At 40.9% G+C, this 26174-nt stretch carries 25 protein-coding genes; 17 read left to right on the top strand and 8 right to left on the bottom strand.

What is annotated here, in order from left to right; genetic code table 11:
- Nucleotides 1-2 precede the first annotated feature (2 nt).
- The 6 genes from ACOMC3_RS03355 to ACOMC3_RS03330 all read left to right on the top strand — a co-directional run bounded on the left by ACOMC3_RS03355 (nt 3) and on the right by ACOMC3_RS03330 (nt 7098).
- Entirely contained in the window at nt 3-3272 is a 3270-nt protein-coding gene (locus ACOMC3_RS03355; RefSeq protein ID WP_420318114.1) for a S41 family peptidase, read from the top strand.
- 100 nt (nt 3273-3372) lie between these two features.
- A complete protein-coding gene (locus ACOMC3_RS03350; protein WP_420318113.1) occupies nt 3373-3912 on the top strand; it encodes a DUF2975 domain-containing protein in 540 nt (179 codons plus the stop codon).
- A 3-nt stretch (nt 3913-3915) separates the two neighbouring features.
- The gene (locus ACOMC3_RS03345) at nt 3916-4122 is read left to right on the top strand and encodes a helix-turn-helix domain-containing protein (RefSeq protein ID WP_420318112.1); all 207 of its coding nucleotides are present in this window, start codon (nt 3916-3918) and stop codon (nt 4120-4122) included.
- Between the two features lie 24 nt (nt 4123-4146).
- Nucleotides 4147-4842, top strand: a complete 696-nt coding sequence (locus tag ACOMC3_RS03340) for a CPBP family intramembrane glutamic endopeptidase (RefSeq protein ID WP_420318111.1) — start codon at nt 4147-4149, stop codon at nt 4840-4842.
- Between the two features lie 94 nt (nt 4843-4936).
- The gene (locus ACOMC3_RS03335; protein WP_420318110.1) at nt 4937-6421 is read left to right on the top strand and encodes an OmpA family protein; all 1485 of its coding nucleotides are present in this window, start codon (nt 4937-4939) and stop codon (nt 6419-6421) included.
- Nucleotides 6422-6549: 128 nt separating this feature from the next.
- Entirely contained in the window at nt 6550-7098 is a 549-nt protein-coding gene (locus ACOMC3_RS03330; RefSeq protein ID WP_420318109.1) for an REP-associated tyrosine transposase, read from the top strand.
- A gap of 56 nt (nt 7099-7154) precedes the next feature.
- Here the strand turns inward: ACOMC3_RS03330 and ACOMC3_RS03325 are convergent, their stop codons facing one another.
- Nucleotides 7155-10598 (bottom strand): pyruvate carboxylase, encoded by a 3444-nt coding sequence (locus tag ACOMC3_RS03325; RefSeq protein WP_420318108.1) that lies wholly within the window; start codon nt 10596-10598, stop codon nt 7155-7157.
- A 94-nt stretch (nt 10599-10692) separates the two neighbouring features.
- On the opposite strand from ACOMC3_RS03325, the gene ACOMC3_RS03320 reads away from it, so the two are divergent.
- The 5 genes from ACOMC3_RS03320 (at nt 10693) to ACOMC3_RS03300 (ending at nt 14345) form a co-directional block, all read left to right on the top strand.
- Complete coding sequence (locus tag ACOMC3_RS03320) at nt 10693-11178, top strand: MarR family winged helix-turn-helix transcriptional regulator (RefSeq protein WP_420318107.1); 486 nt, start codon at nt 10693-10695, stop codon at nt 11176-11178.
- Nucleotides 11171-12610 (top strand): pyridoxal phosphate-dependent decarboxylase family protein, encoded by a 1440-nt coding sequence (locus tag ACOMC3_RS03315; RefSeq protein WP_420318106.1) that lies wholly within the window; start codon nt 11171-11173, stop codon nt 12608-12610. The genes ACOMC3_RS03320 and ACOMC3_RS03315 overlap by 8 nt, the downstream gene beginning before the upstream one ends.
- Nucleotides 12611-12618: 8 nt before the next feature.
- Nucleotides 12619-13137 carry a GNAT family N-acetyltransferase gene (locus ACOMC3_RS03310; RefSeq protein ID WP_420318105.1) on the top strand — a complete coding sequence of 173 codons (519 nt, stop codon included), beginning with the start codon at nt 12619-12621 and terminating at the stop codon, nt 13135-13137.
- On the top strand, nt 13134-13625 hold the full coding sequence (locus ACOMC3_RS03305; protein ID WP_420318104.1) for a GNAT family N-acetyltransferase: 492 nt from the start codon (nt 13134-13136) through the stop codon (nt 13623-13625). The genes ACOMC3_RS03310 and ACOMC3_RS03305 overlap by 4 nt, the downstream gene beginning before the upstream one ends.
- A 291-nt stretch (nt 13626-13916) precedes the next feature.
- Nucleotides 13917-14345 (top strand): DUF6326 family protein, encoded by a 429-nt coding sequence (locus ACOMC3_RS03300; RefSeq protein ID WP_420318103.1) that lies wholly within the window; start codon nt 13917-13919, stop codon nt 14343-14345.
- A gap of 307 nt (nt 14346-14652) precedes the next feature.
- Here the strand turns inward: ACOMC3_RS03300 and ACOMC3_RS03295 are convergent, their stop codons facing one another.
- Both ACOMC3_RS03295 and ACOMC3_RS03290 read right to left on the bottom strand, forming a co-directional pair.
- Nucleotides 14653-15243 carry a LysE family translocator gene (locus ACOMC3_RS03295; RefSeq protein WP_420318102.1) on the bottom strand — a complete coding sequence of 197 codons (591 nt, stop codon included), beginning with the start codon at nt 15241-15243 and terminating at the stop codon, nt 14653-14655.
- A 350-nt stretch (nt 15244-15593) separates the two neighbouring features.
- Nucleotides 15594-15968 carry a DUF2784 domain-containing protein gene (locus tag ACOMC3_RS03290; protein WP_420318101.1) on the bottom strand — a complete coding sequence of 125 codons (375 nt, stop codon included), beginning with the start codon at nt 15966-15968 and terminating at the stop codon, nt 15594-15596.
- A gap of 276 nt (nt 15969-16244) precedes the next feature.
- On the opposite strand from ACOMC3_RS03290, the gene ACOMC3_RS03285 reads away from it, so the two are divergent.
- On the top strand, nt 16245-16646 hold the full coding sequence (locus ACOMC3_RS03285; RefSeq protein WP_420318100.1) for a DUF6326 family protein: 402 nt from the start codon (nt 16245-16247) through the stop codon (nt 16644-16646).
- A gap of 153 nt (nt 16647-16799) precedes the next feature.
- Here ACOMC3_RS03285 and ACOMC3_RS03280 read toward each other — a convergent pair whose 3' ends face one another.
- Nucleotides 16800-17372 (bottom strand): hypothetical protein, encoded by a 573-nt coding sequence (locus tag ACOMC3_RS03280; RefSeq protein WP_420318099.1) that lies wholly within the window; start codon nt 17370-17372, stop codon nt 16800-16802.
- A gap of 238 nt (nt 17373-17610) precedes the next feature.
- Entirely contained in the window at nt 17611-18144 is a 534-nt protein-coding gene (locus ACOMC3_RS03275) for a hypothetical protein (RefSeq protein ID WP_420318098.1), read from the bottom strand.
- Nucleotides 18145-18211: 67 nt separating this feature from the next.
- Here ACOMC3_RS03275 and ACOMC3_RS03270 point away from each other — a divergent pair, with 67 nt between their 5' ends.
- The 4 genes from ACOMC3_RS03270 (at nt 18212) to ACOMC3_RS03255 (ending at nt 20793) form a co-directional block, all read left to right on the top strand.
- Entirely contained in the window at nt 18212-19033 is an 822-nt protein-coding gene (locus tag ACOMC3_RS03270; RefSeq protein ID WP_420318097.1) for a peptidylprolyl isomerase, read from the top strand.
- 85 nt (nt 19034-19118) lie between these two features.
- Nucleotides 19119-19592 (top strand): outer membrane protein, encoded by a 474-nt coding sequence (locus ACOMC3_RS03265; RefSeq protein WP_420318096.1) that lies wholly within the window; start codon nt 19119-19121, stop codon nt 19590-19592.
- 47 nt (nt 19593-19639) lie between these two features.
- The gene (locus tag ACOMC3_RS03260) at nt 19640-20332 is read left to right on the top strand and encodes an SIR2 family NAD-dependent protein deacylase (RefSeq protein ID WP_420318095.1); all 693 of its coding nucleotides are present in this window, start codon (nt 19640-19642) and stop codon (nt 20330-20332) included.
- Nucleotides 20329-20793, top strand: a complete 465-nt coding sequence (locus tag ACOMC3_RS03255; RefSeq protein WP_420318094.1) for a nuclear transport factor 2 family protein — start codon at nt 20329-20331, stop codon at nt 20791-20793. Before ACOMC3_RS03260 ends, ACOMC3_RS03255 begins: the two co-directional genes overlap by 4 nt.
- Nucleotides 20794-20978: 185 nt before the next feature.
- Here the strand turns inward: ACOMC3_RS03255 and ACOMC3_RS03250 are convergent, their stop codons facing one another.
- From ACOMC3_RS03250 to ACOMC3_RS03240, 3 genes are read right to left on the bottom strand one after another with little or no spacing between them, the layout of a single operon-like run.
- Nucleotides 20979-22031 (bottom strand): amidohydrolase family protein, encoded by a 1053-nt coding sequence (locus ACOMC3_RS03250; RefSeq protein WP_420318093.1) that lies wholly within the window; start codon nt 22029-22031, stop codon nt 20979-20981.
- 25 nt (nt 22032-22056) lie between these two features.
- Nucleotides 22057-23214, bottom strand: coding sequence for a tetratricopeptide repeat protein (locus tag ACOMC3_RS03245; protein ID WP_420318092.1), 1158 nt, complete (start codon nt 23212-23214; stop codon nt 22057-22059).
- 46 nt (nt 23215-23260) lie between these two features.
- Nucleotides 23261-24061, bottom strand: a complete 801-nt coding sequence (locus ACOMC3_RS03240) for a hypothetical protein (protein WP_420318091.1) — start codon at nt 24059-24061, stop codon at nt 23261-23263.
- A 413-nt stretch (nt 24062-24474) separates the two neighbouring features.
- On the opposite strand from ACOMC3_RS03240, the gene ggt reads away from it, so the two are divergent.
- Complete coding sequence (ggt, locus tag ACOMC3_RS03235; RefSeq protein ID WP_420318090.1) at nt 24475-26172, top strand: gamma-glutamyltransferase; 1698 nt, start codon at nt 24475-24477, stop codon at nt 26170-26172.
- The last annotated feature ends 2 nt before the right edge of the window (nt 26173-26174 follow it).

Raw genomic sequence — 26174 nt, 5'->3', positions numbered from 1 at the left:
CTATGTTTTCCAATTCGTTACGTTTTATTGGAGCACTATTTTGCGTGCTTTTGCTTTCGTTGACAACTGTCAATAGTCAGGGCTTTGAAGGTTATTATCAAAATCCAGACATCCATAATGATAAAATTATATTTTGTGCTGAAGGTGATCTTTGGTCTGTCCCGCTTTCCGGAGGCTTGGCACAACGACTGACTACTCACCCTGAAGAAGAACGTTTCCCAATCATATCACCGGATGGGAGCACCATCCTTTTTTCGGCGAGTTATGAAGGTCCTACAGAAATCTATACCATGCCAATCAATGGAGGAATGACTACCCGCTGGACGTATGAAAGCGAGCCGTCAACCGCAACGACGTGGACACCTGATGGTAAAATCGTTTATTCCACTTGGGCATACAATAAAAAGCCGGATGATCGATTAGTAACAATCGATACAGAAACAAAAGTGAAAACGGTCATCCCACTTGATCAGGCAAGTGAAGCCTCATTCAGCTCAGATGGTCAAACGGTATATTTCGTAAGACCGGCAGACCATAATAATGTAACTAAACGATATAAAGGTGGCACAGCTCGTCAAATTTGGAAATTCACCTTTGGTTCAGATGAAGCCATCAAACTTACACCCGACTATGATGGAGAAAGTCATCATCCTATGTGGCATGAAGGACGCATTTATTTTCTATCCGACAGAGATGGAATCATGAATGTCTGGTCCATGGATGAAAATGGAGGTGATAAAAAGCAACATACCACTCTTGCTGACTTTGATGTTCGTTCTGCGAATGTTTCTAATGGTGTTATTGTATACCAGGTGGGTGCTGATCTTTGGAAATATTCGATCACTTCAAATACATCTGAAAAGATTTCCATTACGCTCGCTTCAGATCTAGATCAACTAAGAGAAAAGTGGGAAGATAACCCATCACAATACATCACTTCGGTGAATCCCAATAAGGATGGATCCAAAATTGCGATAACAGCAAGAGGTCGTGTATTCGTTGTGCCCACAAAAACAGGACGAACGGTTTCGTTCACCGAAAAAGATGAGGTAAGGTTTCGAGATGCAACGTTCAATTCAGATGGCAATTCGGTAATCGCTCTATCTGATGAAACCGGTGAATTTGAATTTGTAAAAATACCAGCAGATGGACTTGGAACAGAAACTGCCATCACCAATGACGGCAACTTATTAAGATATGGTGGTACTCCATCACCAGACGATAAATGGATTGCTTATGATGACTTGGAGAGCAACATGTACGTTCTTAATTCTGCTACTGGAGTAAGTACAAAAATCTCAACCAATCAGGAAGGTATCTGGGATTTCTCATGGTCGCCTGACAGCCAATGGCTGGCCTATGTGCAAGCTGCAACAAATAGCATGGCTCAAATTTGGGTGTATAATGTAAATACCAAGCAGCAATTTGCCCTTACAACTGATCGGGCCAATAGTTTTAATCCCAGATGGAGCCCGGATGGCAAGTTTATTTATTTCATCTCTGATCGAAATTTTACCACGCTTGTAGGTAGCCCTTGGGGAACTCGTCAGCCTGAACCCTATTTTGATGTAAGCGAAAAAATCTATCACATTCCACTTCAGAAAGGCAATCGATCACCATTTAGGCCGGCAGATGAACTTTATTCGGGTGATGATGAGAAGAAAGACGATGGAGACAAAAAGAAAAAAGGCGAAGAAGAAGATTCAGGTGTAAATGTGACCATTGATCAGGATGGAATCCAGGAACGACTAATGGAAGTTCCTGTCAAGCCTGGCAACTATTTTGGATTAGAAGTAAATGATAAGGCTCTGTATATGACCTCACAAGAAACAGGTGTAGGAGCAAAAAGTCACCTCGCGGTAATCAAAATCACCAATGAAGATCCTGAAGTAAAAACCATGGTCAGTGATGTGAATCGTTTTGATATGACAGCCGACGGTAAAAAGCTTCTAGTGTCGAAGCAACGGACTTTCTATGTCGTAGATGCAGGAACAGGCCCAATCAGTGATCTAAGCGACGGAAAAGTGGATTTAAGTGGCTGGAAATTCCCAGTTGATCCTCGAAAAGAATGGAAGCAGATGTTTACCGATGCATGGAGAATGGAAAGAGACTATTTCTACGACAAAAATATGCATGGTGTGGAATGGGATGCGATGCATGCCAAATACTTACCATTGGTTGATCGGGTGACTACACGAAATGAGCTTTCTGATCTGATCGGACGATTTGTAGGTGAATTATCCGCTTTACATACCAGTGTAAGAGGTGGTGACACCAGAAGTGACGAAAAAAACATCCCTGTTGCCAACCTTGGGGGTGTATTTACCCGAGATGAAGCAGCTGGCGGTTTCCGCATCGATTACATCTACAAGGTAGATCCCGACTATCCGGATGAAAAGTCACCATTGGATGACCCGTATCTTGATGTGCAAGTGGGTGATATCATTACAAGCGTTAATGGAAAAGCTGCGCTTTCAGCGAATGATATCGGTGAACTGATTCGAAACCAGGTAGATAAGCAGGTAAGATTGGCCGTCAAACGTGGTTCTAGTGTTCGGGATATCATCGTAAAACCAATTGGAAGTGCTTTTAATCTAAGGTATCATGATTGGGAATATGGTAATCGTAAATATGTAGATCAGCAATCTGATGAGACCATCGGATACTTACATTTGCGAGCGATGGGCAGCCGAGATATCAATCAGTTTTATCGAGAATTCTATCCGGTCTTTAACCGTCAGGGATTGATCGTTGATGTGAGATACAACTGGGGTGGAAACATTGACAGTTTTATTCTTGAAAAATTATTACGTAAGGCATGGATGTACTGGCAGGCACGCTCAGGAGAACCATACTGGAATATGCCGTATGCTTTCAGAGGACATATTGCTGTTCTGGTAAATGAAAACACCTACTCTGATGGTGAGGCCTTTGCTGATGGCTTTACCGAATTAGGGCTGGGTACCACCATAGGAACTAGAACGTGGGGAGGTGAAATATGGCTGCATAGCGGCAATCGTCTGAGTGATGGTGGTCTGGCCAGGGCTCCTATGTTTGGTGTGTATGCGAATGGTGAATGGCGCATTGAGGGAAGAGGATTTGAGCCGGATATTGAGATTGACAACCTCCCTCATGCTACATACAAAGGGAAAGATGCGCAACTGGATAAAGCGATTGAACACTTAAAACAAAAGATTCAAGAAGACCCACGACCGGTTCCCCCACCTCCTCCATACCCGGACAAGTCGTTTAAAAACAATAAGAAAAACTAGCTCTTTAGCCTCACATAATTGTGAGGCTTTTTTATTGTTAATAATGTATAAATTATTGTTTTTCAATAATTATTTATATAATTGCATAAATTAATTACTTATGAATAACAATATTTTACGTTTAGCAAAGCTCACAACTAGGATTCTGATCTTTGGTGACATCTTACTAGGATCCATTTTAATCATACTAATGATCGTATGGCAAATCGATGTTGGTTTTTTCGAGGACATCCGCGTAGTGCATGATGGCAGCATATTCAAGTTCACAAATAGTAATAATGCTGAAGGAATGCCATTAAGCAAATACAGTAGTTTTTATTTCTATTTCTTAGTCCTTCGTGCTTTGATCATAGTTGGAGTATTATATCTAATTCTACAAACTGCTCAACGTATTATTAAATCCATAGGAGACCTAGATACTTTCAGATCAGAAAATGTAACTTCTTTCCGTAGAATGGGCAATCTGTTTTTGATTTGGTTTGTACTGGCAATTCCAACTATCAAGATTTACGATGATGCTGCCTCTATTTCAGTCGGTTTCTATTTCAATTACGCAGTTTGGGCTTTGATCAGCTTTGTATTGGCAGAGATATTTTCGGAAGGGAACAAGCTTATGGAAGACAGCAAATTAACTATATAAGCCATGCCAATCATTGTAAACCTTGATGTCGTAATGGCACAGCGAAAGATCCGGTCAAAAGATTTGGCCCACAAGCTTGGAATAACTGAAGCTAATCTCTCTATCTTGAAAACAGGTAAAGCAAAAGCGATGCGTTTCACCACATTAGAAGCACTTTGTGAGGCACTTGAATGTCAGCCGGGAGATCTTTTGGAGTATACCAAATCCTAACAATAACTAAATTTTCATAATAAGTTGAATACAAAAAGAAAGAACTCTCTGGTCAATCCTGCAAGCCAGTTGAAACCGATTCATGCTTTAAAAGACCTTATCATATTTCTCTCTGTAATGTTTCTCATCAGAGAAGTGCACATTGAACAAATAGGTTTTTGGGGCAATGCTTTGCTAAGATCCATATCTACAGTAGGAGTAGCATCCATACTGCTTTATAATCGAAAGCAATCCTGGAGAGATATAGGTCTCATTAAACCAAGCAATATTTGGAGAATGTTGGGTATTGCTGGAATCACATTTGTTTCAACAATAGTATGCATCATCGTTTATAAAATGATCTCGCCTTCCCCAAAAGAAACGACTGAAGTAGTAGAAGAAATAACCAAAGTGGTTAAGAAAAGCCTAATCCAACAAATTTTCATCGTATTTTTCATTTGGCTGGAATCTCTTTTAGAGGAATTGCAGGATCGTGGTTTCTCACTTACTCGATTTGAATCTTTATTCGGAAATAAACTCATTTTCACAATTTTAGCCGTACTTATTCAAGCTGTCATTTTTGGGTTTAGACACAGTTATGATTTGTCCGATCGATCCATTACAACTGGCATGATTGGCTTGGTTTTTGGGATCGTTTATGTAGTGTCTGGAAGAAACCTATGGCCACTCATCATTGCTCATGTTATTCTGAATAGTATGTCCATTCAGAATCACCTGTAATAATTGAGAAAATTGATATTCTTTCCATCTAAGAATACTCTAGATCAAAATAATACTGGGGGGCTTATTTCTTGTATCAACTTAATTTTGCCATATGAAGCTAGCTATTGTAATTCTTTGCCTTCTGTCTGTATATCTATCAGAAGGTCAATCGATTGAACAGGTAAAATTTACAGGAAGAGCTGAGCTCATGCTAGAACTGACTCACCGCTATAAATCAAACTACCTAACGATTAGCCATCATCAATACCGTATGGCCTTTACAGAATTGCATCCTTACGAAAGTGATTTAGATGAGATTGTCACCGAAAAACATAATTTTCATGGTCATACATGGATGATTGATATTTTACCAGATTATGGTGATGATCAAGGCTTAGTAACACCTATTGGTTTCGACTATTATGGGGGATTATATTACAATAAGGTTCTGTCTGATGAAGTTGGTGGACACATATCAACGATCAACTACCTAAGCAATAACAACATTCTTTATGAAGATGTAATACCTGATCTTGTAAATCAATCTGGTCTACAAAGTGGAGGCCTCTCCAAAAATGACAGATTCATGATTCTAAGTACGCAAGGGGCTTTCACGCATGGAAAAGATGATTTATATGTCATTGAATACATTGAAAATAACTGGAGTCACATGACCAATCTTGGCTCTGTTGTAAACACCAAATATCAGGAGATTACTCCATTTCTGGCAACCGATAATAAAACCCTCTTTTTTGCCTCTGATCGACAAGGCGGTAAAGGCGGATATGATATTTATATGACCGAGCGGCTGGACGATACATGGCAAAATTGGACCAGACCCATCAATGTATCTGAAGTTAATTCAATTCAGTCGGAGACTTCATTTTGTTTTATTGAAACAGATCCATTCGCCTATTTTATTAGATCGGACGAACTCGATGTGTATGGAGATATCATGGAAATACCTATCAAACAAAACATTGTGGAAGATTCTTCTTTTACAGAAATCATAGATGTATATAAAAAGTCGTACTTTAAAGTTGTTGATGGTGCTTCTGAAAATAACATCCCAGCCGAACTCATCATTGTTGAAGATTTTATCACACGAAAGAAAGAGTCTGGAATTTTCGAGGCTGAAGATTTGGTTGGAAAAACTCTTGTATTTAAATCCGCTGGATATTTTTCATCAAAATTGAAAGTAGGAGAAAGTGTGCCTTTAGGGGAAAACATTATTTATCTACAACCACTAACGGCCGGATCAAGTATTACACTGGAGAATGTTTTATTTGAACGAGCTACCGCAAATATTCTTACCAGCTCTTATGAACAACTAGATTTATTGGTTGAAGTCATGAATGAAAACCCCGATCTCAACATACGACTAAAAGGACATACCGACAATAAAGGAAATCCGGTGAGTAATCTTGAACTATCCCAAAACAGAGTGGATGCAGTCGCAGACTACTTAAGAAATAAAGGAATAAACAGAAGAAGAATATCAGGTATAGGTTATGGTGGTAAATATCCCATAGCCAGTAATGAAACTGAGGAGACACGGCAACTCAACCGTCGTGTTGAATTTGAGATCATGGAGTAAACTTCAGCTTAAGTTGACTCCAATTTATTATAGTACCAATATTGAATTTTTTACCCCTAAGCTCGTCCTCGTTTGTAACGAGGACGATTAAACAATAGCATTTGCAATGCGATACTTATTATTGTACTATGTCTGGTGACCGATACATTATATCTGATCAAAATGCTCTTTACTTTCTAACATTTACAGTTGTAGGATGGACCGATGTTTTTACAAGGAAAGAGTACAAAATAGAAATAGTAAACTCTTTAAACTATTGCATCCGCAATAAGGGATTAACTGTATTTGCATGGTGTGTTATGAGTAATCATATGCATATCATCGTACAGGCTAAAGAAGGATATAAGCTGTCAGATATCATAAGAGATTTTAAAAAATTTACAGCTAAAAAAATCATTAAAATAATTGAAACTGAACCTGAAAGCCGACGCGAATGGATGCTTAATCAATTTCAATATGCTGGAAGAAACCTAAATAGAATTAAAAAATATAAATTTTGGAAAGATGATAATCATGCAATAGAAATGAAGAGTCATATGATTGATAAAAGACTCGATTATATTCATCAAAATCCAGTTAATGCATTAATTGTAGAGGAAGCAGAACAATATTTGTTCAGCTCAGCAAAAGATTATTCCGGAATAAAAGGAATGGTTGAAGTTGAATTAATAAGTTGAAAACTTAATGCTTTAGGAATCCTCGTTGCAAACGAGGACTAGATAAAGAGGGTATTCTAACGCAACTCAACCACTAAATCATCTTGTTCCACTAACTCTCCTGATTGTAAATGGATTTTCTTGACTGTACCGGATACCGATGAGGAAACAGTTGTTTCCATTTTCATGGCCTCAATAACAAACAGCACATCATCCTTTTTCACTTTGTCTCCCTCTTTCACTTTCACTTCAGCGATCTTGCCCTGAAGTGGTGAGCCAATTTCATTAGCAGCTTCAGCTTTTCGGTTGGAGACTTTCTGAACGGCCACCTTCTTATCCCGGATATCAATTTTTCTGGTTTGTCCATTCAGCTTGAAGGAAACCGTTCGCATACCTTCCTCGTCCGGCTCGGTGATATATCCCATCTCAATGATGATGTTCTTGCCTTTGGCAATCTTTACAATCACCTCTTCCCCTCGCTTCATTCCGTAGAAGAAAACTGGAGTAGGGAGATTCGTTACCTCATCATAATTTTGAATGTGTTGGTAATACTCTTTGAAAACTTTCGGGTATAGCTTGTATGAAAGGAAATCATCGAAATCTGTCAATGGAAACTCTTTCTGAAAGGCGGCAAATTCTTTTTCAAAATCAACCGGCTCCATGTTATCATTTGCTCGTCCCTTAAGCGGTTTTTGATTTTTCAGGATCAGCTTGCTGATCTCCGCAGGGAATCCACCAGGTGGTTGGCCTAAATCACCTTTGAAGAATCCGATCACCGATTCCGGAAATGAAAGTGAAGCTCCTTTTTCAAATACATCATTGGCACCCAGGTCATTGGCAGTCATAAACATGGCCATATCTCCTACCACCTTGGACGAAGGTGTCACCTTAACAATATCACCAAAAAGATCATTGACGATCTCATAGTTTTTCTTGATGGTCTCAAATTTATGCTCCAATCCAAGAGCAATGGCCTGAGGCCTTAGGTTTGAATACTGCCCCCCCGGAATTTCGTGATCATACACCTCAGCAGTTCCCGCTTTCAATCCAGACTCAAACGGGTAATAGAACTCCCTCACATCTTCAAAATATGTAGAATGCTCATTCAATGATTTGAGATTCATTTCCCTGCCACGTTCATGGTATTGTAACGTGGCGACTAGTGAGTTGAAGTTAGGCTGAGAGGTAAGGCCTGACATGGAAGCAAGTGAAACGTCCACAATATCAACCCCTGATTCTATGGCTTTCAGGTACATGGCTGCCTGCATGGATGAGGTGTCATGCGTATGCAGATGAATCGGTAAATCCACTGCCTTTTTCAACTCAGACACCAACAGCTGCGCACTGTATGGTTTTAACAGCCCGGCCATGTCTTTGATGGCCAAGAGGTGAGCTCCTTCGTCTTCGAGCTGACGTGCCATATCAAGGTAGTATTGAAGGGTATATTTTTTCTGGTCATTATCCTGCAATTCTCCTGTGTAGCATATGCAAGCTTCAGCCAATGATTCTGTTCGTTCGCGAACTGCTTTGATACTCACCTTCATGTTTTCAATCCAGTTGAGCGAATCGAAGATCCGGAAGATGTCCATCCCGTTTTCTGCAGTTCGCTCGATGAATCGCTCGATCAGGTTATCCGGATAGGCCGTATACCCTACTCCGTTGGATCCTCTCAAAAGCATCTGAAATAAAATATTGGGTGCAGCTTCCCGCATGAGTTGCAGTCTCTTCCACGGGCTCTCCTTCAGGAATCTCATCGAAACATCAAAGGTCGCTCCTCCCCACATTTCCATGGAGAATACTTCCGGGTTTTGCTGAGCATAACTTCTGGTCACCTTCAGCATATCTTCTGTACGGAAGCGTGTAGCCAACAACGATTGATGTGCATCTCTCCAGGTGGTATCCGTGAAATGCACCTTTGGGTCGTCTTTGATGTATTGGACAAATTTTTCTCTACCAAGCTTCTTTAATCGATCTCTTGAACCTTCCGAAATAGAAGCTCCTTTCTGAACAGGTGGTAGTTTTGGTGTTCTGAAGGTTTTATTTGGATCAAATGATTTTACATCCGGATTACCATTAACGGAAATTTCACCAATGTAGTTGAGTGTTTTTGTACCCCTGTCAAAGCTCTTCTTAATCTTGAAAAGATCCGGATGACTATCAATGAAATTGACGGTAGCCTTGCCATTGAAAAAGTCTTCGGTATAAATCACATTCTCCAGGAAGCCAATATTAGTCTTCACACCACGTACCCTAAACTCTCTAAGAGCCCGGTGCAATCGTTGGGCCGCCCCTTTCAACGTTCGTCCTTTGGCGGTTACTTTCACCAACAGTGAGTCAAAGAACGGAGAAATTTTTACGCCATTGTAGACATTTCCCGCATCTAGGCGAATACCGAAACCACCCGGACTTCTATAGGCGATGATGGTTCCATAATCCGGCTTAAATCCATTGGTAGGATCTTCCGTGGTAATCCTGCATTGTATAGCATAGCCACGTATACTGATCTGATCCTGAGAATTAATAAATATCTGTGGATGTGAAAGTTTGCATCCGGCCGCAATCAATATCTGAGTCCTGACAATGTCTATCCCTGTCACTTCCTCCGTGATAGTGTGTTCCACCTGAACACGTGGGTTTACTTCAATGAAATAAATACTCTCATCCGGGTCAACCAGAAACTCGACGGTTCCGGCATTGTTGTAGTTTACCTGTTTCGCAATGCGCAAAGCATATTCATAAAGTTTTTCCCGGGTTTCATCCTTCAATCCCACACTTGGAGCTACCTCCACCACCTTCTGAAATCTTCGCTGAACAGAACAATCCCGTTCGTATAAATGGACGATGTTACCTGCACCATCCGCCAGGATTTGCACCTCGATGTGCTTTGGGTTCTCAACATATTTCTCCAGGAAAATGGTATCATCTCCAAATGCTTTCCCAGCTTCCGATTTCGCTTCATTGAATGATTTGATAAGGGTCTGCTCATCTCTTACTACACGCATTCCTCTACCGCCTCCTCCAGCAGATGCTTTCAGGATCACCGGATAACCAATGCGCTTCGCTTCACCTTTGGCTATCTCATCATTTTCTAAAACCTTCAAATTGTCTTCAATAACCGGAACTTTAGCGGCCCTAGCTACTTTCTTGGCCATCACCTTGTCTCCCAGTTGAGACATCACCTCAGGTTCAGGCCCAATGAATGCGATTCCTTCTTCCTTACAACGTGTAGCGAATGTTACGTTCTCGGATAGGAACCCATAGCCCGGATGGATCGCATCCACTTCGTTTTGTTTGGCAACAGAAATAATCTCCTCAATGTCCAGATAGGGTTTTAATGGCTCATCATCAGGGCCAATTTGATATCCCTCATCTGCTTTGTATCGGTGTAATGAATAGCGGTCTTCGAAGGTGTAAACTGCCACAGATCGAATGTGTAATTCCGAAATGGCCCGCAGCACCCGAATGGCAATTTCTCCACGGTTGGCGACCATTATTTTCTTGAAGAACTTCTGATTTTCCATAAAGGTTGGAAATTAAAGAAATCAAAAGACAATCCATAAAATATGTAGAGCACTACATTTATTTATTTATATTTACGTAGTTGACTACATTGTTATGAAATACGATTTTGTAAATGAATTAGGGTATCTGGGGCTAGCTGTTCGTTTGAAAAGACTTAGTGAAGCCATGGTACATAGTGGCCGACAGATGTACAAAGAGCTGGGATTGGACATTGAGCCCAATTGGTTCCTGATATTCAAGCTTTTAAAAAAGTACAATCAGCTTTCAGTGACAGAAATAGCATCCAAACTTCATTTCTCTCACCCTTCCATTATCACGATGGTTGGTAAAATGGAAAAGGCTGGCTACCTCAATTCCATCATCGATAAGTCTGATTCCCGAAAAAAGCATTTTTTCTTATCTGCGAAAGCTAAAGAAAACCTGCCCCTATTTGAGGAAATTTGGGAAGCCGGAACAGAAGGAGTCCGAAACCTTTTTCCTGAAGACAGCAATTTCCTGGATCAGCTGGAAAAACTTGAGGTCCAATACAGTCAGCAAGATTTTAAAGAACGAACACTGAACGAATTAGGTAATGAATAACACGTTAGACTTTTCTCCCGAGCAATTTGAAAAGCTCCTCAATAAAACCTCTGATTTAGTTATCAATCAACTTTCTGGCCTGGAAGAAAAGAAAGCCTATCATTACCATTCTCAAAAAGAAGTCGAGAGCTGGTTTGATGAACCCCTTCCTGTAGAGGGCATGCAGCCAGATGAGGTAATTGATTTATTTAAAGAAAAAGTAATGGATACGGCGACCAACAATGTAGGTCCGTACATGTATGCATATGTGATGGCGGGGGGTTCACAGATGTCACTACTTGCTGAAAAACTGACAGCCACCATTAATCAGAACGTTGGGAAATGGCACCTCGGACCTGCTGCCAGTGAAATTGAAAAGCGTGTCGTGCAGTGGGCGGGTGAGCTTACCTCCTTTGGAAAAGACTGTGGGGGAGTGATGGTCAGTGGTGGTTCTGCCGCAAACCTGGCAGGACTGACAGTTGCCAGAAACATCTTCTTTGAAAAAGAAAATATCCGAGAAAAAGGACTGTTCGGCATGAAGCCTTTTACCGTGTATGCCTCAACTGAAGTGCATGGATGCGTGGATAAAAGCCTGATGGAGCTGGGCATTGGCACCAATCAGCTTCGAAAGATTGCTGTCAATGAGGATTTTACGATCAATATAGACGCACTTAAAGCAGCGATAGAGCAGGATAAAGCAGCCGGCTTCACTCCTTTTTGTGTGGTTGGTACTGCCGGAACAGTGAACACCGGAGCAATCGATGACCTGACTGCATTGGCTTCCATCTCTAAAGAACACGACATGTGGTTTCACATTGATGGAGCCTATGGAGGATTGCCGGCCTGTTTAAAAAGTATCCAGAAAGAATACAAAGGCATTGAGCTGGCCGATTCCCTGGCATTGGACTTTCACAAATGGATGTATCAGACGTTTGAAGCAGGTTGTTTGCTGGTAAATGACTTCAATATCCTACAGCGAACATATTTCAAGCAAGCCTCTTATCTGGACACCACACTGGAGGAGCAAGGGCGCACCAACTTCAACGAGCATTATTTTCAGTTGACGCGAAATGCAAAAGCCATCAAGGTGTGGATGAGTCTGAAAACCTACGGCATGAAAAAGCTAAAGGCGATGATCCAGAAAGACATAGATCTGGCTCACTACCTCGGAGAACAGATTGAAAAGGCGGATGACTTTCAATTGAAAAGCACTTCTCATCTGGCGGTTACCAGCTTCCGATACACGAACGGACTGACTGATGAAAAAACCATTGACGAACTGAACAGAAAGCTAATCCCAGCCTTGGAAAAAGATGGGAGGGTGTTTATCACGGGCACTACCCTGCACAATCAGTTTGTGATTCGTGCATGTCTGATCAATCACCGAATGCATGAAGGAACTGTCAATTACCTGTTGAAGGTTATTAGAGTGGTCGCAGCGACTCTAAACTAATCCATCAAATGAAGGTAACAATCGAAAGCATCAGTACAGACCAACTTGAACCTCTGCAAGCATTATGCATAGCGACGTTTACAGAAACCTATAGATCTCAAAACACTAAAAGTGATCTCGAAAATTACCTGGAGACAAACTTCAATTCAGCTCAATTAAAGAAAGAGCTTGAAAACCCTCAGTCGGAGTACTACTTTGTTAAAGTTGATGGAGCCATAGCGGGTTATCTAAAAGTGAACGTGGGAGATGCTCAAACGGAGATTAAGGAACAAAATGGGCTTGAGATTGAGCGTATTTATGTTTCCAAAGCCTATCAGGGGAAGAGACTGGGTCAGGCGCTGTTTGAAAAGGCAATGGAACGAGCAAGGTTTCATAAAACAGCCTTTCTGTGGTTGGGAGTATGGGATCAGAATACCAATGCCATCGGTTTTTATGAGCGAAATGGATTCAAAACCTTCGACACGCATGTGTTTCAGCTGGGGAATGACATGCAAACAGATCTGATGATGAAACTGGATCTCGCATGATGGAAATCAGAAAAGCCACCGAGACGGACCATGAAGGCGTCTGGGAGATTTTCTCAGAGGTTGTCAAGAAAGGCGATACCTACGTCTTTCCGGATGATATACCTAAGTCTGATTTAAGTAAGTATTGGTTTGCACCGGAGATGGATACTTATGTCGCTGAAAATGAAAACGGAGAAATTGTGGGCACCTACTTTCTAAAACCCAATTATCCCGGCCGAGGCAATCACATTGCGAATGCCGGATACATGGTAATGCCGTCTCATCAGGGAAAAGGAATCGGTAAGCAACTTTGCGAACACTCCATACAAATAGCCAAAGAAGCAGGTTATCTAGCCATGCAGTTCAACATTGTCGTATCAACGAATACAGCAGCTGTCCGACTCTGGCAAACTTTCGGGTTTGAGGTCATCGGAACCACACCCAAAGGATTTCAGCACAAGGAATTGGGATTGGTGGATACCTATGTGATGTGGAGGGGATTGGAATAGGTCGAATATTTAGCACTCCGCTATATTTGAAAGGTCGATAAAGGCTATATGGAGTTTATCCTTCTGCTGGCGCAAGCGTCTCGCTTGTGCTTTTGCAATTACATCCCCCTCAACTGCTCAACGCAACACATCCCCGAAACGTCGGACCGCCTTCAAAGGGGGAATTGCCTTCGAAGAAAATTCACTAACTCGATTCGTTTCCTCACGAACTAAGAACTATCGGGTTGTGAAGACATCAGTCACTAACTGTAACAAAAACGAGTATGAACCGTCATTTAAAAAACTAAAAGAATGAAAGCTGAAGAAGTAACTAACGACAGAAGAGTCATTTTATCCACACTATGGATCTTCGTTACCTTAAACTACCTGTATTGCGATGTTTTGTCCTTGATGTCAGCCGAAATGTTAAGTGCTTTGCTCACCGGTACAATCGCCGGCATTAACATGAATGAAACGACTTTATTAGCCGCTGGTGTCATCATGGAAATTTCAATTGCCATGGTTTTGCTGTCAAGGGTCTTGAAGTATAAATTCAATCGCTTAGCAAATATTATTGCAGGTTTTATCAAAACGCTGATAATGGTTGGGACACTGCTTATGGGAGGAGCTAGTTATCATTACATGTTTTTTGCAGCTATCGAGATAGCAACGACAATCTTCATTGTCTGGTATGCCTGGACATGGATCCAGCCTGAAACGCAGAAGGAAATCGTACAATAAAATTGAATAGACCTGACTAGGTTGGTGCCCTCACGAACTTGCTGATTAGGTTTATAAAAACCAAAACAATAAAAAAGCAGCTAGTTCAACTTAAATGTCATCTAGACCAAAGGGAAAGATATTTACTTTGATGGTAGAGATTTCTCACATGCGTTCGAAATGACAAATAGTTTAATTCTCCTACAATGGTTCATGTACTCACGAACTGAATGCTGATTGTGGTTTGTGGAGACAAAAACCATGGTGCTGGATGCAGGATCAAGTCCAGCTTAACAAACAAATTAATCTGGTAGATAGATCACCCGAGTTAAAAGAAGTCCATAATCTGTAACGCTGTGTAGACAAGTCCTAATGAAAGAATAATGTTGATGGCTTTTTTCAAAGTCCTGTTCTGCATGTACTTCTGAATAAAATTGCCAAACAAGGTCCAGACTGAAACCGAGCTAAAGCACACAAGAGCTAAAACAAATATCCATGGTGCATGTGAAAGTAATTGCTTGTTCGGGTTATAGAGAAAGGTGGTGAAAATAGTCATGCCATAAAAGATGCCTTTTGGGTTCACCATTTGCAGTAAAAACCCTCTGCTAAACTTTGCCAACTCCTTTATTTCTGATGATGACGTATAGCTTGCTTTCAGTGTGTGATAGGCCAGCCATAAAATATAAGCCGCCCCAATATATTTCAGATAGTTGTTGATGAATGGTGCTACTTCTAAAAGTACTGAGGACAGTAAAACACAGATCCACATCACGGAAAAGAAACCTGCCACTATTCCCAGTATAAAGCTAAACGTTTGTTTGTAGCCAAGATGCATGCCAAATGATGCACAAGTAATGTTGTTGGGTCCCGGTGTATAGGTGGTGATGAAAATGAAAGATAGAAATGCGACCAGGTTCATATCGGTGCTTTTAGCGCCAAGATTACACAAATTTTCAGTCCTCTGCCTAGGGTTCGTGTCCTAACGAACTGAAAACTGATTTTGGGTTGTGAAGAAAACAAACGCTAGAACTTGTTACCTCCCCCTCCTGCACTCAACCCAACACACTCCGAAACGTCGGACCGCCACCAAAGGCGAAATACCCACCAATTGTCATCTCGACCAAAGGGAGAGATATTTACTTTGATGGTAGAGATTTCTCACATGCGTTCGAAATGACATCTAGTTATATTCTCCAATACCGGTTTGTGTTCACACTAACTGAAAAACTATTTGGTTTGTGAGATCGCAAAACATGGCATTGGTATTCACTATTTCTTAGGAAATCGGGAACGGAGATTCACATATCCGGCACACAAAACACTCAGTATCAGCCCAACTGCAGTTCCAATGTCAACTAGTTTACGGTTAAGGTCCATGCCCGTGACTTTCTCCAGCATGTATTCAATGTATGAACTGGAAATGTTTCTTTCACCTAGTTCTCGCTTAATGTCCCAGTGCCAGTCAGTGAGTGGGCAATAACCGATCACGCCTTTATACCATCCAATTCCCAACCAGGCAATTAGGATTAGCCCAATAGCGACTATGTGTATCTTACGAGTAGGCTTAAATATCCATCCGGTTAGAACAAACAGCACAAAAACGCTGTGAAAAATGCTCAAAAAGTAGTCTAAGAAAACGTTCACAATCTTAAAGATGCTAAGATGGTGCCAGAAAATTCTTCCGTGGATTGAGACTGCATTATGAGATAGGAAAATACATCACCCTCCAGCCACGCCACCAATCTCTCCCCCGAAACGTCGGACCGCCTTCAAAGGAGGAATCCTGTGCATCTCACAACGTGTCTCTGAGACTGTCGAAGGGTGCGGGTGAGAGAAGATTTCGCAATGTTATTGCCTCGCGCAACCATTATCTATCCAGTTGCATCAATCTGTCAGTAATCCCTAAAAAACAAACCTAACATGCTAGACAATCCAAAAATCAATATTAAAATCAAACTATCCGCCTTGTGGACCTCATTGGTATTATGTTTCCTGTACGGAGATTATTTTGAATTATATACTCCGGGTAAGGTTGATAGCCTGCTAACAGGCAACAATGTGCTGGACAGTCCCATGACACTACTTATCGCATCAGTCATTCTTTCCATCCCATCGTTGATGGTGGCACTGTCTGTTTTACTCAACGCCAAACTGAACAGGATACTCAATATCTCTTTCGGCATGCTATTTACGCTGATGATGCTATTGATTGGAATCAACTCGATGACTCCCTGGTATTCTTTTTATGTGTTCCTTGCTTTTCTGGAAAGTCTGATAACCATTTATATCATATATCTGGCTTGGAAGTGGCCAAAAGTTTGACATGATCAATCGACGACTTGTCTTCCTTCGATAAACTCATGATGACAACTCGATAAGTGGTCACGTCATTGCGAACCTGAGGTACGAAGGTGAAGCAATCTCCTTATTGTGAGATCGCTTCGCATAGCTCGCGATGACGCTCCAAAAAAGAGTCTAGCTCCTACGCTCGTTTAGCTGATTGACGGCTGTTTGTAGTTCACGCTTCAGCTTTACCTGCGTTTCGCGTGCTTTGGTTTTGTGCTCTTCATATTCCGCTTGCAGTATTTCAAACTCTCTTCTCGTTCGGGAAGTCACGCTGTTGCTTCGAATGAACATGAAGTAGGCAATGACTGCCAGTACAGCTAAGGCAATGATAATCACCCAAACCATGATGTGGTACCCCACTTTCGAGAAAGGAATACCAAGGAAATAAATGGTATCATTTAGCTCCAGACTTTCGTCCAGTTTTGTCTGTACATCTGATAGCTGTTCACGGGCCTGCTGAGCCAGTGCTTTCGCATCTTGGGTTTCAGTTTGCAGCTGCAGGATTTTTTGTTGCTTTTGAATCAGGCTGTCGGTCACCTCTGACCAAAAAGCATTCAGATCCGTTCGAGGAATTACCTTGTATCGCTCATAGGTTTCCGTGTTTTCCAGCATATTGTCAAATTTTTGCTGGAGGGTTTCCTGAGCAGAAGCTGAGATTGAAAAAAGCAATACAAAGCAAAAAGTGAGTGATAAATTTTTCATACGTATCTGTCCGGCTGATTAGTTGTTCATCGTAACGACAATAGGTGGGAGAAATTATTTAAAGAGCTTCTCCGCTTATTTACCGCGAATCTAAAAAAGGTATCCTCCTACATCAATCTTTTAAGCCAAAAACCACTCATAATTTTCATTCCAATCCATCAATTACTTGGGATAAGACATCTAACTTTTTTTATCATCAGAACATTTATCTAACCACTTTGAACCTTATCATATGCTATTAATCCCCAATTCGCTTGATATATGTTCGTTCGGTTCGCTTCCATGTTCTTCCACCATCATCAGATCTTTCCTGAATTACCACATAATCAGATTTAGTAACCTCCGTAAATCGCAATTGATGTAGATAGTCAATTTTGCGGGACCCGCCTACTCTTCGTTGAATGATATCTCCGGAATCAATAATCCATTGATAATTTGCGACATGCCCATTACTGAAAATGTAGGTTTCTTCCCAAATTCCTGAACCTGTATTAACAAAGCCCATGGTTGTATAAGAAAAAGTAGAGTCAGGACTTGTAAACCGTTGTAATAAGGAACACCCATTTGCACCTAAACTGACCGAGAGTGTTCCAATAAATGTTTGCTCTCCATTTGTTTCGATTTCATACTCCTCCCAGATTCCTAGAAATGGCTGAATAAGCCTGTGGGAAACGCTATTGCAAGGCTCACCGTCTCTTTCTTGTGAGATAGATTCATAGCCAAGCAGCGCAATCAAAACAAAAATCATAATCGAATAACGGCTACTAATCATATCATTATTTAATCGGAGTTAGTTTACTTAGACATAAGGAAATCATAATTATCTTAACTAAAAAGTCATGAAACCTATTTCTCTGCTCGTTTTATTCCTTTCCCTCGTTAAATGTACTATACCTGAAAAACAGGAAAGCCCTTCAATCCCCGTACAAGTAGAGCTATTAACTACCAAAGGAAAAATAACACTTGAACTTTCTGATAAAACTCCACTCCACAGAGACAACTTTGTTAAGCTCGTAAAGGATGGCATGTACGATAGCATCATATTTCATCGTGTGCTTCTGGACTTTGTTGTACAGGCAGGTGAATATGATAGTCTTCGGTTAGCAAAAATGGATTCTTCAGTAATTGATAGCTTGGACTATCAAGTTCCTGCAGAGTTTGATTCCTCACTATTTCATAAAAGAGGGGCATTAGGAGCTGCCAGAACAGGCAATCCTGAGAGAGCGTCCTCGAGCATTCAGTTTTACATTGCGCAGGCCGGACCTCAGCCGGATAGCATGATTGTCAAAGGAGAAGAACGAATCAATGGATGGTTAAGACAGCACTATGCTACCCAAGCTCCAGAGAATAAAATGTGGTTAGACTCTATGAATTATGCATTAACCTCAGACGACTATGAACTTTTTGGAGCGATCTATGACACCCTTTCAAAGATTGCTGAAGGATTTGAAGATTTTGAACGCTATAGCATCCCTGATTATCAAAAAGAAATATACAGAACCCAAGGAGGTACTCCACATCTCGATCAGAATTACACGGTATTTGGTGAAGTAGTGAAAGGAATGAATGTCGTCGATTCGATAGCTTCGGTACCAGTTGGCGATGGAGGCAGACCTATAGAGCAAGTAATGATTATTAAGGCAAGAGTTCTTGAAAATTAACCAAGAACATACCATTTTAATAAGAAAGGCTATTTTTTCGATATCAGATTACTTACCTTTTACTATAAAATCAAAACAATCAGTTATGAAAAAACTCATTTTTACACTTCTATTAGTAACCGTAATTTCTTTGGCGTCCAATGCTCAATCAAGAGTAGGTGTTGGCCTTGCATATGGTGCTGAAATCGAGAGCGCCGGGATTGGTGTCAATGGTGAATTTGCCGCTTCGAGCCAGATCAATATTGCGCCAAGTTTCATCTATTACTTTAAAAAGGATAATGTCACCTGGTGGGAGTTAAATGGCAACATCAATTATATATTCAGTGAAAATAGCGCTACGATATATGGTATTGCTGGCTTAAATCTTACAGGTGTATCAGTAGATTTATCAGACTTTGGGGGAGGCAAACAGTCTGACTCAGAGCTAGGCTTAAACATCGGAATAGGTGCCAATTTTGATACAGGAGGTTCCCTTATGCCATTTGCAGAAGCCAAATATGTGTTAGGTAATGCAGACCAACTCTCATTATTCGGTGGAGTGCGCTTTCCATTGAATTAAAACAATCTCAATATCATTAAATTAAGCCTCCAAATGGAGGCTTTTTTATGCAAAAGATAGTTGTACTTACAGGAGCGGGTATCAGCGCTGAGAGTGGACTTAAAACTTTTAGGGATTCCGGTGGCCTCTGGGAAGGACATGATGTTACTCAAGTGGCTACACCTGAAGCATGGGCACGAGACAGAACGCTCGTGCTAGAGTTCTATAACCAACGACGAAAACAGGCCTTGGAAGTAAAGCCTAATCCCGGTCATCTCGCATTAGCTGAATTAGAATCAAAATTTGAAGTCTCCATCGTTACTCAAAACATAGATGCCCTGCACGAAAAAGCAGGGAGCTCAAAAGTGCTTCACCTACATGGAGAAATCAGTAAAGTCAGGAGTACCGAAGACCCCAACCTGGTGTATGAACTGGACGGGTGGGAACTTAAAGAAGGTGATAAATGTGACAAAGGATCTCAACTCCGACCACACATCGTATGGTTTGGAGAAGCTGTTCCAATGATGGAACCGGCTATCCAAGAAGTAATGTCCGCAGATATTTTTATTGTCGCTGGAACATCACTCGTTGTTTACCCAGCTGCAAGTTTGATTGATTTTGTTCGTTCCGAGGCACCCAAGTTTATCGTAGATCCAAAAATTCCTGAGGTCACCGTTGGCAATAACTTCTATCTTTATGAAGAACCTGCAAGTACAGGACTCCCGAAAATCAAGGATCAATTAATCCAAGAGTACTTATGAGTAAATCCACACTAGAAAAATTTTATACCGCATTTCAAAACCTGGATGCCCAATCTATGGCATCATGCTATCATAAAGAGGTCATCTTCAACGATCCCGTTTTCAAAAAGCTGAATTACCAGGAAGTAACTGGAATGTGGTCAATGCTCATTAAACGATCCAATGGTAATTTGGAAATTGATTTTCACAGCGTGATGGGCGATGAGGAAATGGCTCAGTGTATTTGGGAAGCTGACTATGAGTTCTCAAAAACAGGCAATCCAGTCCACAACATCATTCATGCGACCATGGAATTTAAAGACGGCTTGATCATCAAACACACGGATGAATTTGATTTTTGGCGCTGGTCCAAAATGGCTCTGGGTCTTACCGGCATATTAATGGGATGGTCACCTTACCTAAAAAACAGGGTAAGCAAAGTAGCCAGGATGTCACTGGATAAGTATTTGAAGAAGTCTTAATAATCCTATCCTTCCTCAAAAGCAGGGCTGCTGCATTCTAGGTTAATCAAGTCTTTCTTATACGATTTTAGCTTTTTAAAAAACCTATTTTATATATGACCTACCCCTACGCCCCTTCGAGAAGGGGATTTATGGTGTTTTTCAAAAAGCTAAATCAGAATGCAGCTCTATCCCATAATGAGAGCTTAATTGGACTCCATCAAGACCTTCAAAAGGTCTTTGTTTTTGCTTTCACTTAGTCCTAACCAATCCAAAGTAGATTGATAAAAGATGTTATCTATATCTTTTTGTGGAAGATCCATTTCAGTGATGAACTTTCCGATTTCCAGATCCCCTAGCGGAAATGGATAATCCGACCCAAGGCATACTTTTTCGGAACCAATCAAATCAATGACATATTGAAGGTAAGTTGCATCATGAGTAATACTATCTACCCAAAATTTGCCAAGATATTCTCTTGGGTTTATGTCATTATGAACAGCCACAAGATCAGGCCTGCAATTAAAACCGTGCTCTAACCGGCCAATAGTTGCCAACAAAGATCCTCCCGCATGAGCAAAACAGACCCTTAATTTTGGATAGCGCTCAAATACACCTCCAAAAATCATGGATGCAGCAGCTCGTGCTGTTTCGGCAGGCATACCAACAAGCCACGGCAGCCAGTATTTCTCCATGTATTCAGTACCCATCATCTCCCATGGATGAACCAATACGGCTAAACCAAGGCTCTCGCAGGCTTCAAAAAATTCAAAAAATCGAGGCTTACTCAGGTTATGATTGTTGATGTTAGAGCCAATTTGAACGCCAGGAATACCAAGCTTTTTCAATCGCTCCAATTCCTTAACGGCAAGCTCAGGATCCTGCATTGGCACAGTTCCTAATCCAATGTAATTCTTAGGATTTTCCTCAACCACTTGCGCGATATGGTCATTCAAATACATGGAAAGATCAAGACAATCGTGTCCATCAGCCCAATAGCTGAACATTACCGGGATCGTACAAATAACCTGAACCTGGGTATCAAATTTTTGATACTCTTCGATTCTTAACTTTTCATCCCAACAGTTTGATTGTATTTCTCGAAAGAACTTATCGCCCTTCATCATTCGTGCAGCCTCTGGCTTGTGATGCAATAGACTAATAAAGTCCCCATAGCCAAACTTTTCTGCGAAATTTGGGATGGTGTGAGGTAAGATATGCGTGTGCATATCAATTTTCAAACTGGTTTGCTTTGCCATACTACAAAGGTAAAAAGAAAATTACCTATTGGCTACCACAGTGCTTATCAGACATTTCCATCGCCTGGCTCATACCCAATTCTCTTGCTTTTTCTAAATAATCACACCCTTTCCTTTTATCATCCAGACTCATATATGCCATTGCCGCATTAAACCAGACATTTCCATATGATCTATCAATGGACAAATATTGCTCATAGAACCCCACTGCATCTTGAAATTTCTTTTCATAAAAAAGTGAATTTCCAATCAAGTAAAAGGCCTCTGTTCGTGAGGGTTCAAGTTGCATTGCTACAATAAAATCATGTCGAGCTTGCCCGAATGCTCCTGTTCTTAATAGCGCCTTACCGCGACTAATGTAGGCCAGGTCATCCTCTGGATCAGCTTCGATGGCTTTTGTATGATACATTGCTGAAGAGCTATAATCCCCACTTTCATAGGCATTCGCACCCATTAGGTTTAACATGGGAATAAATGAGTCATCATTTATCAAACTAGCTGGGAGCTGTACTGATTCATCCAGAATAGCAAGGTTATACCATGCTTTATAACTAGTGGAGTCCAGAGATATCGCCGATTGCAAATCGCTAATTGCATCTTGTTCTCGTCCCATTTTCGAATAAAGCTGTGATCGATTGATTAGGACATCAACGCTCGACTCTAATTCAAAGGCTTTATTGAAATCAGCTAGCGCCTTCTCCCAATCTCCTAATTTCTGATATGCCATTCCTCGATATTGATAGACTTGAGCCATCATCGACTGCAAAGTTGTTAGGAAAGTGCCTTGATCTCCGGTAGGATCATTACCATAATAGATCGCTCTGGTTTCAGAATCAGATTGGTTGTCAATTACATAAGTGAAATCCTGAATAGCCTGCTCAGTGCTTGCTGAGTTGTAGTAAATCAATCCTTTTTGAAAGTAGGCTTCTAAATTATTCGGATCCTTTTGGATGACGGCTTCATAGTCAGCCAAAGCTCTCAAATCTTTATTCTCAGCTTCATGGATCATGGCACTCAGAAAGTAATCCTCAGCGGAAGGCTTTCTCGTCAAATTTTTGTTGATCAAATAGCGAGCAGAATCAAGATTGTCTTCATGATAATGAGCTCTTGCCTGATCGTAATAATCTTGAGATTGCGATTGGAAGGTCGCAATAATTAAAAGTAAAAGTATTGAAGTGCGCATGAGGTTGGGGTTTCAACACATGAAAACGAACCTCAATAGTGTTAGGTTATAGCACGCGTTGGATTTGCATACCGCTTTCCTTACTCAAATGCTGAAATTTACCACTATCAAAGTGGTAGAAACTAACGGCCATGACTAGAAAAAGTCCCGTCCCCTCAGGTATGATTCTATTATCAATTGAAATCATTCCTGTCATTGGTTCTGTTGGAATTTTTAAAAGAGGAAGCATTGAACTTTCGTATGTTCCATACTTTCCGTGCAAGTCTTTATTTACTGGTTTGTAACCTCCAGCTTTTTGATCAAACTGATAATCCGAAAGTGCGATTAATCGAGCTGTAATTTTAAAGTTTGTGGCTCCCTTAGGGCTCTTGAAAGTTTTCTCCGGAACGAAAGCAGGAAAGTGTAGAATCACCTGTCCTCTTTGAGATCCTGGCTTGACGAAATATTTTGCTCCAAATATTTTTTCATAAGGCGCCTTTGAATTGAACTCAAACCCGTTCAATAAATGGCCATGTTTACTAAGGAATAGCGGTCTTGTACCTGTCTTTCCTTCTTCCATTTTAGCGAGGTTACGAAACTGTGCAGTAAGCTTACCTGACACATACGTCTCGCATATTTCTGACATCCCCGATGATAATGATTGCCTCAATGTTTTGGCCATCATAGAGGCCACACCAAATTCTTTTTGATTATTTCTTAGCTCCTTGTATGAAGCTTTGGTTTTAATCTGTTTTGCAGTCGGCCCACCTTTCTTAGCAATTATTTCTTTGTCCACACCCTTTAATTTATACCTTCTATAACCTTTCGGAATTTCGATTTCAATAGGGTTTCTTGGTGACTCTTTCATTTATTCGCTGGTTAACGTTAGGTTGATCGTTTGTGATTTTTCGCTTAGGGCAGATGAAGATAGTAATTCGACCCGTAACAACAAAATTTTCTATTAAGGAATCGCTTAACTTAAGTAAATGCTAACCCTTGATAATTACCTACTTATGAAATTCGTCTAATTTTATTTCTCATAACGTGGCAGTTTCATCATTTTTTTGATGTTTGTTCGTTGTTTAGTTTCACCTTTTAATCATGATCAAAAAACTTCTCTTTGCTTGTATCATTTTAGCTGCTGGCCTAATCACACCTTCATGCAGTTCGAGCTCTCATACGGTAAAAGTGGTTAAGCCTAAAAAGCATTGGTTTCCTTATAATCAAAAAAAACATCGAAAGAGAAAGCGCACCAAAATCGTTCGAATGAAATCCTAAACTATGAAGATATTTAAGCTGCTCATCCTAACCTTACTGATTGCTTGTCAGGCAAGTCAAAATCAAACGATCAAAGAACCCGAAATTGGTCCATTAGGTGAGCAGGCGATGGTTTCTTCAGCTCACCCACTGGCTACCAGGGCTGGAGTTGAAGTACTTAAAAATGGAGGCAATGCGATAGATGCGGCAGTCGCCGTGAAGTTTGCATTAGCAGTAGTATTCCCACGAGCTGGGAATATTGGTGGGGGTGGTTTCGCTCTGTATCGAATGAATGATGGAAGCATAGGTTCACTGGATTTTAGGGAGAAAGCTCCTTTGAATTCAAACAGAGATATGTTCCTGGATGAAGATGGGAATGTAATTGAAAACATGAGCACTATTGGTCATAAAGCATCTGGGGTACCTGGTTCTGTTGATGGCATTCTAAAGCTTCATGAAAAGTTTGGCGCCAAGCCGCTGGCGGAGCTTATACAGCCCTCGATCAATCTTGCATTCTATGGTTTTACCATTACAGAAAATCAAGCGGAAGAATTGAACGAAAAACAAGAGCTTTTTAGTGAGGTCAATGGTTCTGATTTCTTTTTGCTCAAAGATGTGCCATGGCAAGAAGGTGACACCTTAAAATTTACAGAGTTAGCAGGAACTTTGACTCAAATAAGAGATCGAGGAAGAGAAGGTTTTTATAGTGGCATTGTGGCAGATCAAATAGTTAAAGAAATGCAGCGTGGTGGTGGCTTGATTTCCGAAGAAGATTTACAAAACTATAACTCCCAATGGCGTGAACCTATTAAAGGTGAATATAGAGGACACACCATCATTTCTATGCCTCCCCCTTCAAGCGGTGGAGTTGCAGTCATTCAATTATTGCAAGGGGCTGAACAATACGATATTGGATCGATGGGGCACAACACTCCTGAAACGATCCATTTAATGACCGAATTGGAACGAAGGGTATATGCAGATCGAGCGACACATTCCGGTGATCCTGATTTTTATGATGTACCATTGGATATGCTTCTAGATCCGGCCTACAATAAAGAGCGATTTTCAGATATTTCACTGTCAGAAAAAACTGACTCACAAGATATCAAAGAAGGAAAGGTTGACGTAATCGAAAGTGTTGAGACCACCCATTTTTCCATTGTAGATCCGGAGGGGAACGCTGTTTCATTAACCACCACACTTAATTCGTTTTTTGGCTGTAAAGTTTATGTTCGAGGGGCTGGATTTTTCTTAAACAATGAGATGGATGACTTTAGTGCCAAGCCGGGCATTCCCAATCAATTTGGTCTGGTCGGTGGTGAAGCCAATGCCATTCAACCTGAAAAGAGAATGCTTAGCAGCATGACCCCAACAATTGTAGAAAAAGATGGTCAACTTAAAATGGTTGTGGGTACTCCTGGAGGTTCTACCATTATCACGTCTGTATTTCAATCCATTATGAACGTTATTGACCATGGCATGAGCATGCAGGATGCGGTCAATGCAACTCGAACTCACAGTCAGTGGCTACCAGATAGAATCCTGATAGAAAGACGACCAATCAATGAAGATGTAATCGGTGAGCTTGAAGAAATGGGCCATCAGATTGAAAGAAGAGAAGCAATGGGAAGGATGGATTGTATCCTGGTAAGAGAAGACGGAAAACTGGAGGGTGGAGCAGACTACACCAGGGGCGACAATTATGCTGAAGGGTTTTAATT

This window comes from Ekhidna sp., assembly GCF_965212185.1.
Lineage (GTDB): Bacteria > Bacteroidota > Bacteroidia > Cytophagales > Cyclobacteriaceae > Ekhidna.
Note: the sequence above shows the minus strand (reverse complement) of the source record. Positions and strands in the feature narration are given on the sequence as shown.

What these genes read in the sequence shown, in the direction of transcription:
- ACOMC3_RS03275 (WP_420318098.1), bottom strand. Translation starts at nt 18,144, where the DNA reads ATGATTAGTAGCCGTTATTCGATTATGATTTTTGTTTTGATTGCGCTG.
- ACOMC3_RS03320 (WP_420318107.1), top strand. Translation starts at nt 10,693, where the DNA reads ATGAAATACGATTTTGTAAATGAATTAGGGTATCTGGGGCTAGCTGTT.
- ACOMC3_RS03350 (WP_420318113.1), top strand. Translation starts at nt 3,373, where the DNA reads ATGAATAACAATATTTTACGTTTAGCAAAGCTCACAACTAGGATTCTG.
- ACOMC3_RS03265 (WP_420318096.1), top strand. Translation starts at nt 19,119, where the DNA reads ATGAAAAAACTCATTTTTACACTTCTATTAGTAACCGTAATTTCTTTG.
- ACOMC3_RS03250 (WP_420318093.1), bottom strand. Translation starts at nt 22,031, where the DNA reads ATGGCAAAGCAAACCAGTTTGAAAATTGATATGCACACGCATATCTTA.
- ACOMC3_RS03355 (WP_420318114.1), top strand. Translation starts at nt 3, where the DNA reads ATGTTTTCCAATTCGTTACGTTTTATTGGAGCACTATTTTGCGTGCTT.
- ACOMC3_RS03285 (WP_420318100.1), top strand. Translation starts at nt 16,245, where the DNA reads ATGCTAGACAATCCAAAAATCAATATTAAAATCAAACTATCCGCCTTG.
- ACOMC3_RS03295 (WP_420318102.1), bottom strand. Translation starts at nt 15,243, where the DNA reads ATGAACCTGGTCGCATTTCTATCTTTCATTTTCATCACCACCTATACA.
- ACOMC3_RS03315 (WP_420318106.1), top strand. Translation starts at nt 11,171, where the DNA reads ATGAATAACACGTTAGACTTTTCTCCCGAGCAATTTGAAAAGCTCCTC.
- ggt (WP_420318090.1), top strand. Translation starts at nt 24,475, where the DNA reads ATGAAGATATTTAAGCTGCTCATCCTAACCTTACTGATTGCTTGTCAG.
- ACOMC3_RS03240 (WP_420318091.1), bottom strand. Translation starts at nt 24,061, where the DNA reads ATGAAAGAGTCACCAAGAAACCCTATTGAAATCGAAATTCCGAAAGGT.
- ACOMC3_RS03310 (WP_420318105.1), top strand. Translation starts at nt 12,619, where the DNA reads ATGAAGGTAACAATCGAAAGCATCAGTACAGACCAACTTGAACCTCTG.
- ACOMC3_RS03260 (WP_420318095.1), top strand. Translation starts at nt 19,640, where the DNA reads ATGCAAAAGATAGTTGTACTTACAGGAGCGGGTATCAGCGCTGAGAGT.
- ACOMC3_RS03325 (WP_420318108.1), bottom strand. Translation starts at nt 10,598, where the DNA reads ATGGAAAATCAGAAGTTCTTCAAGAAAATAATGGTCGCCAACCGTGGA.
- ACOMC3_RS03280 (WP_420318099.1), bottom strand. Translation starts at nt 17,372, where the DNA reads ATGAAAAATTTATCACTCACTTTTTGCTTTGTATTGCTTTTTTCAATC.
- ACOMC3_RS03255 (WP_420318094.1), top strand. Translation starts at nt 20,329, where the DNA reads ATGAGTAAATCCACACTAGAAAAATTTTATACCGCATTTCAAAACCTG.
- ACOMC3_RS03305 (WP_420318104.1), top strand. Translation starts at nt 13,134, where the DNA reads ATGATGGAAATCAGAAAAGCCACCGAGACGGACCATGAAGGCGTCTGG.
- ACOMC3_RS03300 (WP_420318103.1), top strand. Translation starts at nt 13,917, where the DNA reads ATGAAAGCTGAAGAAGTAACTAACGACAGAAGAGTCATTTTATCCACA.
- ACOMC3_RS03335 (WP_420318110.1), top strand. Translation starts at nt 4,937, where the DNA reads ATGAAGCTAGCTATTGTAATTCTTTGCCTTCTGTCTGTATATCTATCA.
- ACOMC3_RS03270 (WP_420318097.1), top strand. Translation starts at nt 18,212, where the DNA reads ATGAAACCTATTTCTCTGCTCGTTTTATTCCTTTCCCTCGTTAAATGT.
- ACOMC3_RS03330 (WP_420318109.1), top strand. Translation starts at nt 6,550, where the DNA reads ATGTCTGGTGACCGATACATTATATCTGATCAAAATGCTCTTTACTTT.
- ACOMC3_RS03245 (WP_420318092.1), bottom strand. Translation starts at nt 23,214, where the DNA reads ATGCGCACTTCAATACTTTTACTTTTAATTATTGCGACCTTCCAATCG.
- ACOMC3_RS03345 (WP_420318112.1), top strand. Translation starts at nt 3,916, where the DNA reads ATGCCAATCATTGTAAACCTTGATGTCGTAATGGCACAGCGAAAGATC.